The 15951-nt window shown below is 53.7% G+C and carries 8 protein-coding genes; 4 read left to right on the top strand and 4 right to left on the bottom strand.

The genetic code is table 11. The features are described from left to right. Nucleotides 1-68: 68 nt before the first annotated feature. The 4 genes from GRX76_RS17025 to GRX76_RS17010 all read right to left on the bottom strand — a co-directional run bounded on the left by GRX76_RS17025 (nt 69) and on the right by GRX76_RS17010 (nt 4050). Complete coding sequence (locus tag GRX76_RS17025) at nt 69-1514, bottom strand: O-antigen ligase (RefSeq protein ID WP_160154395.1); 1446 nt, start codon at nt 1512-1514, stop codon at nt 69-71. 123 nt (nt 1515-1637) lie between these two features. Then, nucleotides 1638-2441, bottom strand: coding sequence for a hypothetical protein (locus GRX76_RS17020; protein ID WP_160154394.1), 804 nt, complete (start codon nt 2439-2441; stop codon nt 1638-1640). A gap of 208 nt (nt 2442-2649) precedes the next feature. Next, a complete protein-coding gene (locus GRX76_RS17015; protein ID WP_160154393.1) occupies nt 2650-3384 on the bottom strand; it encodes a LapD/MoxY N-terminal periplasmic domain-containing protein in 735 nt (244 codons plus the stop codon). 3 nt (nt 3385-3387) lie between these two features. Beyond that, nucleotides 3388-4050 (bottom strand): transglutaminase-like cysteine peptidase, encoded by a 663-nt coding sequence (locus GRX76_RS17010; protein WP_236250442.1) that lies wholly within the window; start codon nt 4048-4050, stop codon nt 3388-3390. 524 nt (nt 4051-4574) lie between these two features. On the opposite strand from GRX76_RS17010, the gene galU reads away from it, so the two are divergent. From galU to GRX76_RS16990, 4 genes are all read left to right on the top strand, one after another. Next, nucleotides 4575-5486 carry a UTP--glucose-1-phosphate uridylyltransferase GalU gene (gene galU / locus GRX76_RS17005; protein WP_160154391.1) on the top strand — a complete coding sequence of 304 codons (912 nt, stop codon included), beginning with the start codon at nt 4575-4577 and terminating at the stop codon, nt 5484-5486. A gap of 416 nt (nt 5487-5902) precedes the next feature. Continuing rightward, nucleotides 5903-6265, top strand: a complete 363-nt coding sequence (locus GRX76_RS17000; RefSeq protein ID WP_160154390.1) for a hypothetical protein — start codon at nt 5903-5905, stop codon at nt 6263-6265. Nucleotides 6266-7141: 876 nt separating this feature from the next. After that, complete coding sequence (locus GRX76_RS16995) at nt 7142-15130, top strand: FG-GAP-like repeat-containing protein (protein WP_160154389.1); 7989 nt, start codon at nt 7142-7144, stop codon at nt 15128-15130. Between the two features lie 65 nt (nt 15131-15195). Continuing rightward, complete coding sequence (locus tag GRX76_RS16990) at nt 15196-15948, top strand: putative capsular polysaccharide synthesis family protein (protein ID WP_160154388.1); 753 nt, start codon at nt 15196-15198, stop codon at nt 15946-15948. The last annotated feature ends 3 nt before the right edge of the window (nt 15949-15951 follow it).

Below are 15951 nucleotides of genomic sequence, written 5' to 3'. Positions count from 1 at the left end.
CTTATTATCCTTATGGTGTAAAAATATTATTATTGTTCGCGTAACTGTAATTAGAGCTGTCGTGGCAGCTAGTGGGCGGGTGGATACCGTTTTCGGGCTCTTTGCTTCTCACCTTCCATAAACCGCGCCTTCCACCCGAGCCCCAACATCATCAAAAAATATACCGCGGTAGCCGGTGCCTGCAGGTGGAAATCCGTAGTCAGCATGATCAGCTCCGCCACAATCGCCATCACCGCCGCAAAAGCTACTCCCTGCATCAAGCTGTCCCGGCGGGTGCGCAGGGCGACAAACGCGTGAAACAGGCTCCACAAAACCGCCGCGCCCATCAGTAAGGTTGCGGGCAGGCCAAATTCGATGGCGAATTGCAGGTAGTCGTTGTGCCCCTGGTCGTAGAAAATATTGATCCCCGGGCCTTTCACGCTGGGGAAGGAAGAGTAAAAGCTGCCAGCGCCAGTACCTGAAAGCGGATGCTGTTCAATCAGCGTCATCCCGTACTGGTTTACTTCATCGCGGGTTTCCTGCGTGAAGCTGGTTTCTTCAATTTCCTGGCGCAACTTATCCACGCCGAACCAGCTACCCACAATAAACAGGTCGATCACCATCAGGCTCACCAGCAAAATGGTCAGGCTGCGGCTTTTGTTGCGGATCAGTAACAGGCCAAGTGCCCCGGTAATGCTGAGGCTTACAAAGAAGGCTGTATTGGCCATGCGCGAGTGTGACATCACCAGGCCGATGACCATCATCGCCAGGCAGATACGTACCACTGCTTTGCCGCCCAGCAGCATGTTCATGAGGTTTTTGAGTTTATCTTTCAGCTTGCCGGTTTTGCTGCTGCTCAGGCTGGCAATCAGCAGGCCGATACCCAGACACAGGCACATCACCAGAAAGTTGCCAAAGTGGTTTTTGTAGCGGAAGCCACCGGTGGCGATGCCGCTGTTGCGATACCCCATTACCCAGCTGGTTTCTGAGTTGGAAAGTGCCTGCAGCACGCCGTAAAACGCCTGAAAGGTGCCCGTCAAAACAACCACCAGAGCCAGGGTTTTGAGCCTTTGCGGTGTGTTTACCAGGGCCAGTATCAGAAAAAGCAGGCACCAGTAGCTGAGGCCTTTGATCAGGCTGATGTGGGTTTGTGCCGGGTCGAGTGAGAATGTGCCCGCAGTTGCTGAGGGGTTGCTGAGCAACAGATGCTTTGCCGTGTCGGGGGCTAGAGTCTTGAGCCAGTTGATCGGCACGGGCAGCTGCTGAATAAATACCCAGGCTTGTATCAAGCCGAAAATGGCCAATAGCGGCGCATAGGGGCGCAGTCTGTGCAGTCGTGGGGAGTGGAGATTAACAAGCAGCCAGCCTCCCATCAGCACAAAGGTGTAAATTTCCAGAATGCTCCAGGCCCATGGACGGTGTGACCCTAGAGGGATTGGCAGCCAGAATAGCAGGGCGAGCAGGGCGTAAAAGAGGATGCGCTCAAGGCGCTCGGTGCTCTCGCTAGTTGCGGAGACAAGGCTCGGATTGGGCATGGACTACTACAGTAGATAGGGTCGAATCGTTCGATTATTACAATATGTAAACGGTCACTGCGACCAGTAATTAAAACGCAAAAAAGGCCCTTGCGGGCCTTTTCTGTTAAGCGAGCGCTGATATCAGCTCGGAGAGGCGGTGTCTCCACACTCATTGCCGCCGCCGCAGCCAGCGGGTGGGGGCGGGGGCAGGTTAACCACTGGCGCAGTTGGTGCTGTTGGTGTGGTTGTAGTCGTGGTGGTTGTGGTGCCGGTGGTCGGCGAAGTCAGTGCGCTGCCGCTCTCGGTCGTGCCGCCTGTTTCGGTGCTGCCAGTCTCGGTGGACGCAGTCTCACTAGTGGTGGTAGTGGTTTGTCCGGAGGAAGCGGTAGCGGCAGAAACTGCGCTGGTGTCACCGCCGCTGGCAATAGCAGCGGTAGCAACCTGCGTGCTATCTGCACCGGCAGAAACTGCACCGCTCACAGCGGCAGCCGCAGTTGCTGAGTTGGTAGATACCGCACCGCTAACCGCAGCTTCCGCCACAGCCGGGTTGGTTTTAACCGCAGCGCTCACCGCTGCCTGGGCAGTCTCCGGGTTGGCTGCAACAGCACCGCTCACAGCGGCAGCCGCAGTCGCCGGGTTGGTAGCAACCGCTGCGCTTACCACAGCCTCTGCAACGGCCGGGTTGGCAGTAACGGCGGCACTTACCACGCTGGCAGCGCTGTCCGGGTTGGCGGCAACGGCGGCGGCAACAATGGCACCGGCCTGCTCAGGAGAGGCGGCCACGGCTTGCGCAACAATCTCTTCTACAGACAGGCCTTCCTGCGTGGCAAGCTCAATCACTTGTTCCATGGAGTAGCCGGCCTGGATGTACTGTGCCACATCGGCAAAGGCTACGCTGCTCAGCAAACTCGCACCCAGTGCGAACCCCAATGCTGACTTTTTCATACTTCCCCCTAAAGAAGATTATTTTCGGTAGATTCCTTTCGAAACTGCGGAGGATTGTAGCGCCTATACTGCAAATGGGAAGCCTGCGCCACTTACCTGGCCGCAAAAATTCACGAAGGTCTTAAAACAAGCGCACAAAATGGAAAAAATTTAGCCCTAAAGAGCTAGGAAAATCCGCTACATATAAGGGCGCTTACTCAGAGCTCACTTAGTCGGCCGCTTCTTTTTCGTACAAAGTGCGCTCTTCGTGTGTCTCCAGCTGCGCGGTTAACTGGTAAACACGGTTTTGCAGCAGGTCCTGGGTGCGTTGCCAGTCCTCCATTATTTGCGCATCCGCCTGGAGTCGCCGGCGCCGTAACCAGATTGCGGTAGTCAGCATAATCAGCCCCGGCCCGGCCAGGCCCAATGCCATACGCCATACCAGCTGGTAACCCGCAGCCGGGTGGCGGCTTACTGATAGAGTCCCTGCAATATCCCAGCCAGCCAGTACCTCGGCTTGCACAATTGGTGGATTAATCGGCAACAAACGCTGAAACCACAGCGGCACGCCCGGGTCCGCCAAGACATATCGCTGTTCATATAAAGTGTTGCCGTCCGGGTCTATTAAGATGATCTGTCCATAGGCGCCACTTTGGCCGATAGCGCTGAGTAAGGTATCCCGGATGAGTGCATTACTGGCATGGCGCCATTCAGGGGCGGCTGGGATACCATCGCCACTATTTATATTGCCACTGTGGACATCGTTGCGGTGCATATAAGGCTGCAACGCTGCACCGATGGCTTTGGCACTGTCCAGGGCCTGCAATTTCTGCATTTCCAAAACCTGCGTCCGCACCACCAGCAAGCTGAACAGCACCAGCGCCCCAAGGCCCAGCACACAGCGGAGGGTAAAACGCCCCCACCCGATGATTGACCAGTAATTGTGCAATTTATAAGCAGCCATTGCTCAGAGCACTCCTTCTTTTTCCATACGCGCTACCAGTTCGCGCCACAGGCTGGAGCCCGAGTGGTTGCGGACTTTTACTTCGTGTTCGTTTTGCTCTGTACGGTTGTTCAGCCACAGGCCACTGGCGTTGAAGCTGTACACCGGAACCAGATCTGTGCGATCGCGAGCGGCAATGATTTCACCGGCCATATTGTCCAGCACCAATGGGTGCTCACCGGGGTTGGCCCGGTACACCAGTACCATATGCGCCTGGCCCAGCTCTTTGGCGGTGACATACATAAGGCGCAGTTTGTCTGGATCTATGTTGGCGCCCTGCAGGCTGAAGAGTTTGGCAATGGCAAAGTCTTCACAATCGCCGCCGTTAGAGGCGAGGAACTGCACCGGTGTGGCCCAGTAGTCCTGCTGTTGCCAGTGATCCTGGTCTTCGGCAAAGGGGATGCGATTCAGGAACGCATTAATGTGCTGTAGGCGTTGCCATTCCAGTACCTGCGATTGTTCCTTAACCATCATTTGCCAGCTGAGTAGCCGGACCCTGGCCTCGGGCCCGTAGTGGTTGCTCATCTCCTGTACCAGGCCCTCTGGCAACTTGAGGGGGGCAACTGCAGCCGCGGCCATCAGCAGGCCGCTGGTGAAGAGCAAGGCCAAGGAGGGTATGATCAGCACCAAATGAGCATGGCGCGAAAATCTACGTCGGACTCTAAGGGACTTTTGCTGGTCACAGGTACTACCCATTACAACTCCTGCGCAGTAATACGGCCGAAAGAGCCAAAGTGCAGTTACAAGGAAGTCTTTGCTTTCGCATAAAATGTATCGCTCAAAAAGTGAGCGAGTCGGCTAAAAGTTTGGCACTGCGACGGAGAAGTGAGGGCGGCGCGAAGCGGCTTAGGCAGAAGTGGCCGCCACAAATGGCTTGTGACGTAGAAACCCGGGCCAGGCTGCGCAGAGAATAGGTTGTAAAATACGCAAGCCGTACAGTTGGTACGCAACTTGCTGATGAATAAATAGAGGGCGTTACCGAGGTAAAAGTGACAAATCTATACAAAGGGGTCAGAGCCTGACGCTTGTCTCCCTTTTTGTTGAATTGTCATAATTAGCTGATAAAGTGTGACGCCTGTCACGATTCGGGTGTCTCCAATTTATTTGGACCGGATGCCAAATAAAAAAAGAGTGAAGAAAGGAACTTAGGAATGAATGAAGTAAAAAAAGCCGTAATCCCGGTAGCCGGCCTTGGCACCCGCATGCTCCCTGCCACCAAGGCCATCCCCAAAGAGATGCTGCCCATCGTGGACAAGCCGTTGATCCAGTATGTGGTTAACGAAGCGGTTGCCGCCGGCATCAAAGAAATCGTACTGGTCACCCACGCCAGTAAAAACGCCATCGAAAACCACTTCGATACCTCCTTTGAGCTGGAAGCCCAGCTGGAAAACCGCCTCAAGCGCCAGCTGTTGGAAGAAGTACGCTCCATCGTCCCCAAAGACGTGACCGTAATTTCCGTACGCCAGGCAGAAGCCAAAGGCCTGGGTCACGCCATCAGCTGCGCCCGCCCGGTCGTGGGGGAGAACCCCTTCGCCGTGTTGCTGCCAGATGTACTGATCGACCAATACGCCGCGGACCTCAAGGCCAGCAACCTCGCCGACATGGTGAGAAACTTTGCTACCAGCAAAGCCAGCCAGATCATGGTCGAGCCCGTAGAGTGGAGCCAGGTCAGCAAATACGGTGTGGTGGACTGCCTGGGCGCGGATCTGCAAACCGGCGGCACTGCCAAGATCGACGGTATGGTAGAAAAGCCGGAAGTCGACGCCGCCCCTTCCAACATGGCGGTTGTAGGCCGCTACGTACTGCCTGCAGAGATTTGGGGCCTGCTGGAAGACACCAAGCCAGGAGCCGGTGGTGAAATCCAGCTCACAGACGCCATTGATGAGCTACTTAAAAAACAAACCGTAGAAGCCTATCGCATCGTCGGCCACAGCCACGACTGCGGCAACAAGCTCGGCTATATGAAGGCGCAGCTGGAGTACGGCCTGCAGCACGCGGAAATTGGCCAAGAGCTGAAAGCGCTACTTGGTACGCAGCAGGTAAAAGTCGCTGAAGCGGTATAAATCAGCTTCTTCTTTCTTCCTTTCTTTATCAGATCCGTCCACAAGGACAATAAATGGCTATAAGGGGCTATTTATTGTCCTTGTTTTTTGATGGTAAAAATCATTCTGAACGTGGAATTCTTTTTTCAGCATTTTTGATTGAAAATTGATCGCAATTTAGCTCCCAAAATTGCCTTTCGTGTAATTTTTGCAGTATTGCGACAGTTTTTTGTGATTACAGTCACGTAGAAGTGTTGATGCAGTAAGTACCTCCATACCTGCCCATAAAGGGAGCTGAGGGCGGGTAGCGTGAATAAATCTAATTTAGAGCGCTGGAGTTTCTGTCGACCGCATTTTGGGGTGGCCGACAGAATTGATGCTCGCCCGTTTAGGGCTACCTATTGATTTTTGGAAAGAATCTTTATTTAGGGGGCAGGGTGAAAGTACAACTGAATCTGCAAGTATCGCTTGCAGTCGCACTCGTTTTATCTGTTGCCGGCAATGTTTTCGGCTTCATTCAATATCAGAAAGTTTCAGATAAAGCTGCAGAGACGCAGCTTGTCGTCGCTTCTCTACAGAAAAAATTAAATGCGTTTGAGCGACGCGACCTTGCCGTCGATTCTCAAACACGCAAATCCAGTCGAGAAGAGTACCTCGAGCGCCGCGCAAAGCAGCAGCGCCAGCAAAACTCTCTATCCCGCCTCTCAACCCAGCAGCAAACCGCTGAAGCTCGGATGGCCCAGGCCAGTCGAGAAGTTATTCAGCGCCGCCAGTTGGGTTCTCCACAGGCAATTCAGTAAGCCCAAGTCAGCACCAGTAAATTAATTACAGCGAGTTGGCTGTTATTGACTCGTAGACGGAACATCACGAGGAGCCCTGTCATGGACCTGCAGCACTCCGAAGTAGCGCGCACCGACAAAAAGAATGTCATGGATACTTTTAAGCACCTGCTTCTGCCTTTCGCGATCATCGCTTCGTTATTTAGCCCTGGCGCATATGCGACCGAAATCGATGACCTGACATTTGCGGATGCAAACCTTGAAGCCTGTGTAGATGAAATGGCCGTAAACTACGGCTGGACTGAGATCAGTGAATTTACATATCTCTATTGCAATAACCGGGAAATTTCGGACTTGTCGGGTATCGGTCAACTTACCGAGTTGTTTGAGGCTTGGTTGTCCAACAACCCGCTGACGGAATACTCTGAACTAGCCGGTTTATCCAAGTTGAACCAGCTCCAGATTGCACGAGTTCCAGATTTTGATATCGAAGTACTTTCCGGTTTAAGCCAACTTCGTTTTCTGGAAATCGCTGAATCAAATATAGATGACAATGATTTTTCATCATTATCTAGCTACTCGTTTTTCCCTAACTTGGAATGGTTGAGCATCTGGGCGAACCAGATTACAGATATTAGCGCACTGGAAATGGTCTCAGGTTTGCGTGGCCTAGACCTAGGTGGCAACCCAGTTTCAGATGTCTCCCCCCTCAACGGCTTACCTCTGGACTATGTAGTCTTGTGGGGTAGCAGGGTATCGGATCTGGGCCCGCTGATGGGAATGTCCAATCTTGCTCATATTGACCTAAACAGATCCTGGGTAAAGGATCTGCCAGATGCGGTTGGAGCGGGCTATTCTGACCTGGGCGCCGCATTTCCGGCCCTGACAGATCTAATTTTGGATCAAAACGGCCTTGAAGACGACGACCTGGCGGCATTGCTCCAGATCTCAACGCTGCAATACGTGAGACTGGAAAGCAATCTGTTTACCCCGGGCGGCGCAGAAGAAAATGCGTTGGCCGCTGCAGTCTCTGACTACAGCGGATCTCAGCTGCCAGTGCAGCTGGACCAAGCCAGCTTCTCGCCCACCGGTGCCATTGATACAGACGATGGTGATCACCAGATCTTTTTTACCGTCTCTGGTAGTGCGCTTGACGACTCTCCCGTTTGGGAGTCCTGTGTTCATTTGGTTAGCCCGAGTGGAGTGGCCAGCGCCGGTTACTGCGACAGTTGGAACGGAACCTCAGAAGGAAGCAGCTGGCTCAGCGCCTATGCCGAGCGTGGTGACTGGGCCTTGTCAGGAAATGTGTGTATTGATGGTGGCGATTGTTTCGAAGTGACCAAGCCGCAATTGGAGGTAATGGGATTTACAGAAACCCTCCTGACGGTCAATGGCACGGGCCCTGTCGACATGGCGGCTCCCGTTGTTACCAACCTCGCTTTCTCTGCTACCAGCATCAACCTGGATGAAGCTCCGAATGGCTATGTTGCCATTACCGTAGAGCTGGAACTGGACGATGGCGATGGCAGTGGAGTACGAGATGGGTGGATCGAAATTTACCATGAAAACTGGGAGTCTGATTCCAAGTCGGTGTACTTTACTCCCGATCAAACTCAGGCAACGCTAGTTTTCCATAGCAGTGACGCAGCGGGCAAATGGTTAATTAACTATATTGCTGCAGATGATTATGCCAACAATCACCTGCACATGGATGCGTCACAGATTCAGGCACAGGGGTTTCCTGTTGAGGTCGATGTTACCAACTCGAATCCTGCACCCATCGATATCAACACCCTGTCATTTTCCGACCCAGAGCTGCAAAGCTGCGTGCACGGAGCCGCAACCTACGTAGAAGATCTTCAATGGCTTGGCTGTAATAACAACGATATTGAAGACCTGGGCGGGATTGAACAGCTGTTCATGTTACAGAGCCTGGATCTGAATAGCGGCGGTGCGTTTTCAGACTTATCCCCGGTTACACAACTGCCGCTGTTGACCGATCTTCATTTTGCCGGAGCCGCAGTCTCCGATCTGACTCCGCTCTCAGGGCTGCCGATCCACTCGGTAAATATCAGCTGGAACCCGATTGCAGATCTTTCCGTGCTCGATTCACTGCCGGTGTTGCGCCAGTTATGGGCAGATGGCACCGGTATGACTGCACTTCCTAACTTCGCCGTACCGCATGCGGTGGAAACCCTGGATGTGAATGACAACCCGATCTCAGATGTTGGCGGCATGATCAATGAGCTGAATTCGCTGCCGAGCTTACGTCATCTTGGTATCAGCTCACTGGGCGTGTCCGATATCAGCTTCTTGGCGGATTTCCCGCAGTTGACCGGGCTGAATGCATGGAATAGCGGTATCAGCGATATCAGTGTGCTGGCTGATCTGCCTAACCTGAGCTACCTCAACCTCAGTGATAACCTCATTGAGGATATCTCACCGTTGACTGGCGCACCGCTGAATTCGGATATTTATCTGGGTAACAACCGCATCAGTGATTTGCAGCCACTAGCGAATAAAGACATTTGGGGGTTGGATGTTTCCCGCAACCGGTTGGTAGATATTAGTACGGTCTCCACGCTGTCGAACCTGCACTGGCTCAATGCCAACGAAAACGCGATCACTACAATTCCGGATCTCTCGTCGAAATCGAACTTTCAGCATCTGTACATGAACCACAACGCGCTAACGGATATTACCCCGTTGCAGTCCGTTACAGATCTGAGAAATGTCGACCTCTGGGGTAACGCAATTCCGCAAGATGATCTTGCTCTCATCAGTCCTGTCGATTGGTACAGTGCGGACTTTGGCCGACCAGAAATCACAGCTCTGAGTATCGACCCCACAACCATTGACCTAACCAATGGCAGCGCAGAAGCCAGTGTTGTATTCAGTACCGCTGATCAGGACAACGTCAACTATTCCAATGTGTCCCTGCATTTTTCTCCGGAAGACGTAGAGCAGCATTACCTGTATCTGGACGGCAGCAGTACTGAGGGGCTGCTATACGTGCCCGACTGGGCGAGCCTCGGTGAGTGGGATGTCTGGGTAGACTTTGGGCATGCCAACGGCCACTTCGATTTGCGCGGCCCCGCCCTCGCGGCCATGGGCTTTAACGCCACCGTAACCACCACCGCCATTGACCCAAATATTGATACCGATGGCGACGGCCTTACGGATCTCTTCGAAATTCAGAATGGGTTTGATCCGGACTACGCAGGCGATGCGAACGAAGACGACGATAACGACGGCTTCAGCAACCTGCACGAAACCATGGCAGGTACTGACCGCGCTGACGAATTCTCTTTCCCCCCATCAATGGACAACCCAGGCGAAGGCCGTTACTTGCTGGGTGAGCAGGGCAACTTCGCTGCGAATGCTTACGTGCTGGATCTTGCCGGCGACGGTATCGGCAATGACGACGAGGGCCGGTTTGCCAAGCATAACGGCAGTGCCAATTTCACCTGGATGCATGATGGCAATGCCATTACTGGTATCGGTAACGGTTCCTACGTCAACCGTGACTACTGGTTTGTCGACGAGCTGGGCTACGGCACAGAGATAGAAGAATGGGTCGACAGTATCTCCATTTTTGAAGTGCAGTCTGGCCCCGCGCCAGTTTGGAAAATCGTAACCGTCGGGCGATATGTCTATCCCACCGAAGCGCTCCCCGAAGAGGCATTTGTAGATGTTTATGAGTATCAGCTTCTCGGTACGGGCTCTACGGATGCACCTGCACTTTCCAGCGGTACGTTTACCACCAGAATTGGTGTAGGCACTGACTACTCGGTAGACCCGAGCTGGGTAACTTACCCAACTGAGATCGTACTGAATGGTGACAATTCGGGTCATCTTGTGGTTCCCACGGAAATCGGTGGCAGTGGCAATCACCCAGTTACCTGGAACACAGAGGGAGATGGGACTCTGGTAGCGGACTACGACGGCAGTAGCGCTCGTACCACCACTTACTTTATCGAAACCTTTGGCAAAGGTATCAAGACTGTCGTTCTGCATGAATTTGACAGTGCCGCTCCGGGTCTGTCCGGCTCAGCTGCTGCGGAACAGTCAATGTGGGAAGAGGTTACTATCGGGTCTCTTTCCGCATCTGATGTGGTTGGGCGACTGGAGAATGCGCCGGAAGGCGATCCCTCAGGCAGTACCACTTTTGCGCTGGTATTCAATGACGACGGCCTTGGCTATCAAGAGTCGCTGTATGAAGGTGCGTGGTATCAGGGAGCACCGTTTGGGTGGGAAATCGTGGACAACACGGTTGTTGCCCACTATTACCGCGACGAGAACTGGACATATTATGCCGAGTCCGACTGCCAGGGCGCGGCGGAATGTCACGAGTACCGCCGCCGGCATGTGACCTTCAACGATGCCGAAGACACCAGTGGTGATGGTACAAACGACCGTTTCTATATCACCATTCGCCAGGGCTACGGGTACTTCTGTGAGGGCCAACTGTGTGATTGGAGTGGTTATATAGGCCAGTTTGTACGGGGTATCCTGGACAGCGATGGCGACGGTATGTCCGACGATTGGGAAATTGCCAATGGCCTCGATCCGTACAATGGCGATGATGCCTGGTATGACGCCGACAGCGATGGGCTGCTGAACATCGATGAGTATTCGATTGGCACCAATGCCCAGTCGCAGGATAGCGATGCCGATGGCCTGACTGACAGTGAAGAATGGAATACCGGACTGGACCCACTCTCCTCCAATATGGGCGGAGACCAGGATAATGATGGCTTCCTTGACCTGCACGAAGTCAAAGTGGGTACAGACCCTCACGACAGTAGCAGCACACCGGCACTGCTGGCCGACCCCGGAACTGGTGAGTTTATGTTCACCAACTTTGGCGGCTTCCAGGGCTCAAATTACGGTGGCCTGTTGAACCTGGAAACCGACGGTTCCAGTCGACTGAGTACGCAGCTTCACGACATCTCTGGTAGCTGGACCTATGCGGGCACACACCTTGAAATTGATCTGGGTGGATATCTGGCCGGTGACTGGTGGACCTGGAATAACCTAGCGCAAGCCGATGTGCAGGAGCAGGTCATTTTTGACAAGGTTTACTACTTTGAATTTGACCAGGGCGATGGCAATACCACCTGGAAACAAATCATTGTCGGGCGCCTGCATTACCCCAACGGTGAATTCCCTGACGAAGGCTATACCTCTGAGTGGAATCACAATCTGGTCGATAGTGGCAGCCTCTATAATGCGGGAATCGGTGAAGGCGAATATGCCACCCTGGCATTCGATACCCTGGGTACCGAAGATCCCGGTATAAAGCTTGGCCCGACCAGACTGACCCTGAGTACAACGCCAGCAAATAGTAGCGATGCTTTGAATGAACGTTCCGATCTCAGTTGGAGCGATGATGGCAACGGTACACTGGTGTTGGATTATGGGAACGGCAATACCACGGAATATCGTTTCACCGACGCCATCGGCAATTCCCGTAACGCCTTGGCGGTTTATCAATTCGATGGTGCGCGCTACGCCACCAGCGTACTGTTCCACAACCATGTAGACCTTGGCCTGACCGCGCCAGACATTGTCGGGCTGTATGTGTCAGATGGCCGGGACTCTCTGGATGGTACACCGCAATTCGGCCTGGAATTCGCCGGTGATGGCCAGGCTTATCACCTGTATTGGGATGGAAGTCAGTGGAACCGTGAAGGTTGGTCCTACACATGGTATCTGCAGGGCGGAACCGTCTTCGCGCACGCCTGGGTCGACGCAGAAACCGGAACGAGATACAACGAATCCACCTGTGGCGGTAACGATGCCAATTGTGTCCTCTGGCGAGAGCGCCAGGTCACCATCAACGATATTGTCGGTGACGAAATCTACTTCACCAATCATCAGGTTTTCGATTGGGAATACGACGGTACCTTCGACAACAATTTTTGGAATGGCTATGTCAGTATTTTCCAGAAAATTGTTCCTCCGGGTGACTTCGACAACGACGGTATTAACGACAATGAAGACCTGGATGACGACAATGATGGTATTCCCGATCAACTCGAAATCGACAATGGCCTGAACCCGCTGGATGCATCCGACTCACTGGCAGACCCCGACGCCGATGGCTACAGCAACTACCAAGAGATCCTTGCCGGCACTGACCTGAATGAAATCAGTGATTTCCCGGCAGGTGACCTCTACTACACCATGGGCATCGAGTCCGACATTGTCTGGGGAAGCGACGTAAGCTGGGCTAGCCAGGGCAATGGACAAGACTGGCACTACCGCAGCTTCGCAGCCTACGGTAACACCCCGCTGTTTATCGACGGCAGCGGAACCCAGACCATGCGTGCAGACACCCGTGGTGACTTCAATATTGCCGAGCGGTTCATCGATGTAGCGGGCGCGGACAATGCCTTCGTATCCTCCTACTATGGCTGGAGCGGATGCCCCGAAGGGGAAGACTGTGTTTCCCAGATCAACTTCGATGGCAACTTCTGGAGTCGTAGTGACGGGGCCGAAGGCATGGCCACCAGCGACCGCGGCCTGATGTTCAACTCTGAACTGGTAGAAGGCGGAGCGCAGACGCGCTACACCTGGACCACATTCCGCGTGAAGGCGCCAGATGCGCTATCTCTCGCTGATATCAACGGCGTGTGGCACATCAGCAACTGGGGCCGCGAGTTCGAGCGTGGTAGCAGCTATTCCGAGGGCCATTACATCGGCAATGCGGACTGGCAATTCAATGGTGATGGCACCTGCCAGCAAGTGACACCGTTTGATTACCACGACATCTGGGCCAGCTTCGATGGACAAAACCTGGCACCACAGGGTATTGATGAAGAGTCCGGCCAAGATAACCTCGAGGCCTGTAGCTACACCGTGGATCCGGTCGCAGGCCGCGTGCTGGTCGACTTGAAACTGGGTGGTGACGACGAAAATACTGTGGTTGCACTCAACATTGATGCCGCCAAACAGCGCATGATCGCCGTTTACATGGACGATGAAGACTGGGGCGTGGGTGCGGGAATGGTCATGGCCATCAAGAAAGGCGACGCCGCCAGCTATGCGAGTAACGCAGTGCTGAACGGTACCGTTTTCATGACCGGTAACCTGAGCTTCCTCGACTGGGGCAACAGTGTAGACACGCGCTCTACCGGCGCCCGAATCGCCCGCGCCGTAATCGACTTTGACGGTAACGGCGCTACCGATGGCGAAGGCTACAACGCCTGCACCCTGCAGCGCGTAGAGAAGTTCCAGGGCCACAACCTCGGTGGTTACATTGGTAGCGATGGATGGCAGAGCGCCTGGCAGTACAGCAGTGTGAGCTACCCAAGTCAGTGCCGTTACCGGGTAAATGCCGATGGCACCGTGGATCTGGAACAGGGTGAACCGGATGAACTGGTGAGCACCGTATTCCAGCTGGATGCCAACGGCGAGCTGCTCACTGCCACCTACGTAGGTAACGGCTATTCCGAACAGCTACTGGGTGTCGTACTGAGTGGCGTGGCTGACCCGGTCATGGCATCCGTGCGGTTTATCGACTTCGGTTTCTTCGACACCGATGGCGACGGTATGGACGATAACTTCGAAATCGCTTTCAGCCTCGACCTGAACGGTGACGACAGCACCGGTGACCCGGACCAGGATGGCCTCACCAACCTCGAAGAGTTTGAAATCGGCACTAACCCGCTGGAAGCAGACTCCGACGGAGACGGCATGGACGACGCTTATGAAGCGGCCAACAACCTGGATCCCACCGTTGACGATGCGGCAGCCGATGCCGATGAAGACGGCGCGACCAACCTGGAAGAGTTCGAGGCGGGAACAGATCCACAGGATCCGGGCTCCGTTCCCAATACCGTCGCCGCAGTAAAAGACGACTTTAATGGCGATGGTAAGTCAGACATCTTCTGGCACAACCCAAACAACCTCTGGACCATGATCTGGGAAATGGATGGCACCAGTGTGACCAGCTCTCCCTGGGTCAAGCAGTATGCCAGTGGTTGGGAAGTGGTCGCGATGGCGGACTTCAACGGCGACCTGAAAACCGACATCCTGTGGCAAAATCCGGACAACCTGTGGACCATGATCTGGGAGATGGATGGCACTACTGTAACCAACGCCCAGTGGGTGAAGTCGTACGGTACCGAGTGGGAAGTTGCGGCAGTCGCGGACTTCAATGCCGATGGTAAGTCCGACATTCTCTGGAAGAGTGCGTCCTTGCAGATGACCATGATCTGGGAAATGGATGGCACTACCGTAGTGGCGTCGCCGTGGGTCAAGTCGTTTGCCAATGGCTGGGATATCGCCGCGGTAGAAGACTTCAACGGTGATGGCAAAGCGGACATCCTCTGGCAGAGTCAGGCGCAACAGATGACCATGATCTGGGAAATGGATGGCGCAACCGTGGTCAAGTCACCCTGGGTCAAGCAATTTGCTTCCGGGTGGGAGATTGCGAGCGTTGCTGACTTCAATGGTGATGGCAAAGCAGACATCCTGTGGAAAAGTGACTCGCTGCAAATGACCATGATCTGGGAAATGGACGGTACTACCGTTACCAAGTCTCCTTGGGTCAAGCAGTTCGCCACAGGATGGGAGGTGGCTGCGGTCGCCGATTTCAATGGTGATGGTAAGTCCGACATTCTGTGGCTGCACCCCGGTAGTCGCAACACCATGATCTGGCAGATGGACGGAACCAGCGTGGTTGCATCACCCTGGGTGAAGCAGTTCGCGGCCGACTGGGAAATCGTCAAAGTTGCCGATTTTAATGGTGACGGTAAGTCCGACATTCTGTGGCAGAACCCCCAGAACAAATGGACCATGATCTGGGAGATGGACGGTACTACGGTCGCCAAGTCACCGTGGGTAAAACAGTACGCCAGTGATTGGCTAGCAATGTAAACAGGGAAAGTGGCAATCCGGTATGGGGCGCGGCGCGCCCCATACTTGTTGAGAGCCTTGTCGCAATGCGTATATTCAAAAGACTAACAAGCACTTACAAAAAGCTCGCAAACGAAGAAAGTATTCTCGTTTATCAAATGGGAAAAGTAGGTTCTACCTCACTGGAGCGTTCAATTCCCGGTGCCGTGCAGTTGCATAGTCTGTATGGTCGCCCACCGTGTCACTTGCACGAAAAGAAATTGCGAGAAAGCCTGATTGGAAACCTGTGGCTAAAATTTCGGGATGCATTCACTCGCTTCGCAATAAATCGCCGCAAGAAAATTCGCATAATTACCCTGATACGAAACCCGCTCGACAGAAATGTATCCATGTTCTTTCAGGATCTGCTGTTCTGGGGGCGGGATTATGTCGATCAACATCGACCGGATACCCGGGAAGAGGGCGAGATATTCCTCGTAGAGGCCTTCCACAAAGCGTTCGATCACTTTTACTTTGATACCTGGTTTGATGAGGAAATCAAACGGTTCACGGGTATCGATGTATTCGAATATGCCAATTCAGAAAGCGGACACATTCGAATTCAACAGGGAAGGTTTGACATCCTGCTTCTGAAGACAGAGCAGCTGAATACGCCCCAGGCTCGAGAGGCAATGGCTGACTTCTGTAAGTCCGAAGTCAAACTCTCAGGGGAGAACAAGGGCGAAAATAAATGGTACGCAGAAGCCTACACGCGAGTGAAAGGCATCATAGCCAGTGACCGCGAGTACCGGGCTCAGATTCAGTCGACGCGAACCTACCGTCACTTTTACCTGGAGTAGCCC

Source organism: Microbulbifer sp. ALW1 (assembly GCF_009903625.1).
In the GTDB taxonomy this organism is placed as follows: Bacteria; Pseudomonadota; Gammaproteobacteria; order Pseudomonadales; family Cellvibrionaceae; genus Microbulbifer.
The sequence above is the reverse complement of the archived record's forward strand: the minus strand, read 5'-3'. Positions and strand labels throughout refer to the sequence as shown.

Coding starts and splice junctions, on each gene's coding strand:
- GRX76_RS17025 (WP_160154395.1), bottom strand. CDS start 1,514: ATGCCCAATCCGAGCCTTGTCTCCGCAACTAGCGAGAGCACCGAGCGC.
- GRX76_RS16990 (WP_160154388.1), top strand. CDS start 15,196: ATGCGTATATTCAAAAGACTAACAAGCACTTACAAAAAGCTCGCAAAC.
- galU (WP_160154391.1), top strand. CDS start 4,575: ATGAATGAAGTAAAAAAAGCCGTAATCCCGGTAGCCGGCCTTGGCACC.
- GRX76_RS17020 (WP_160154394.1), bottom strand. CDS start 2,441: ATGAAAAAGTCAGCATTGGGGTTCGCACTGGGTGCGAGTTTGCTGAGC.
- GRX76_RS17015 (WP_160154393.1), bottom strand. CDS start 3,384: ATGGCTGCTTATAAATTGCACAATTACTGGTCAATCATCGGGTGGGGG.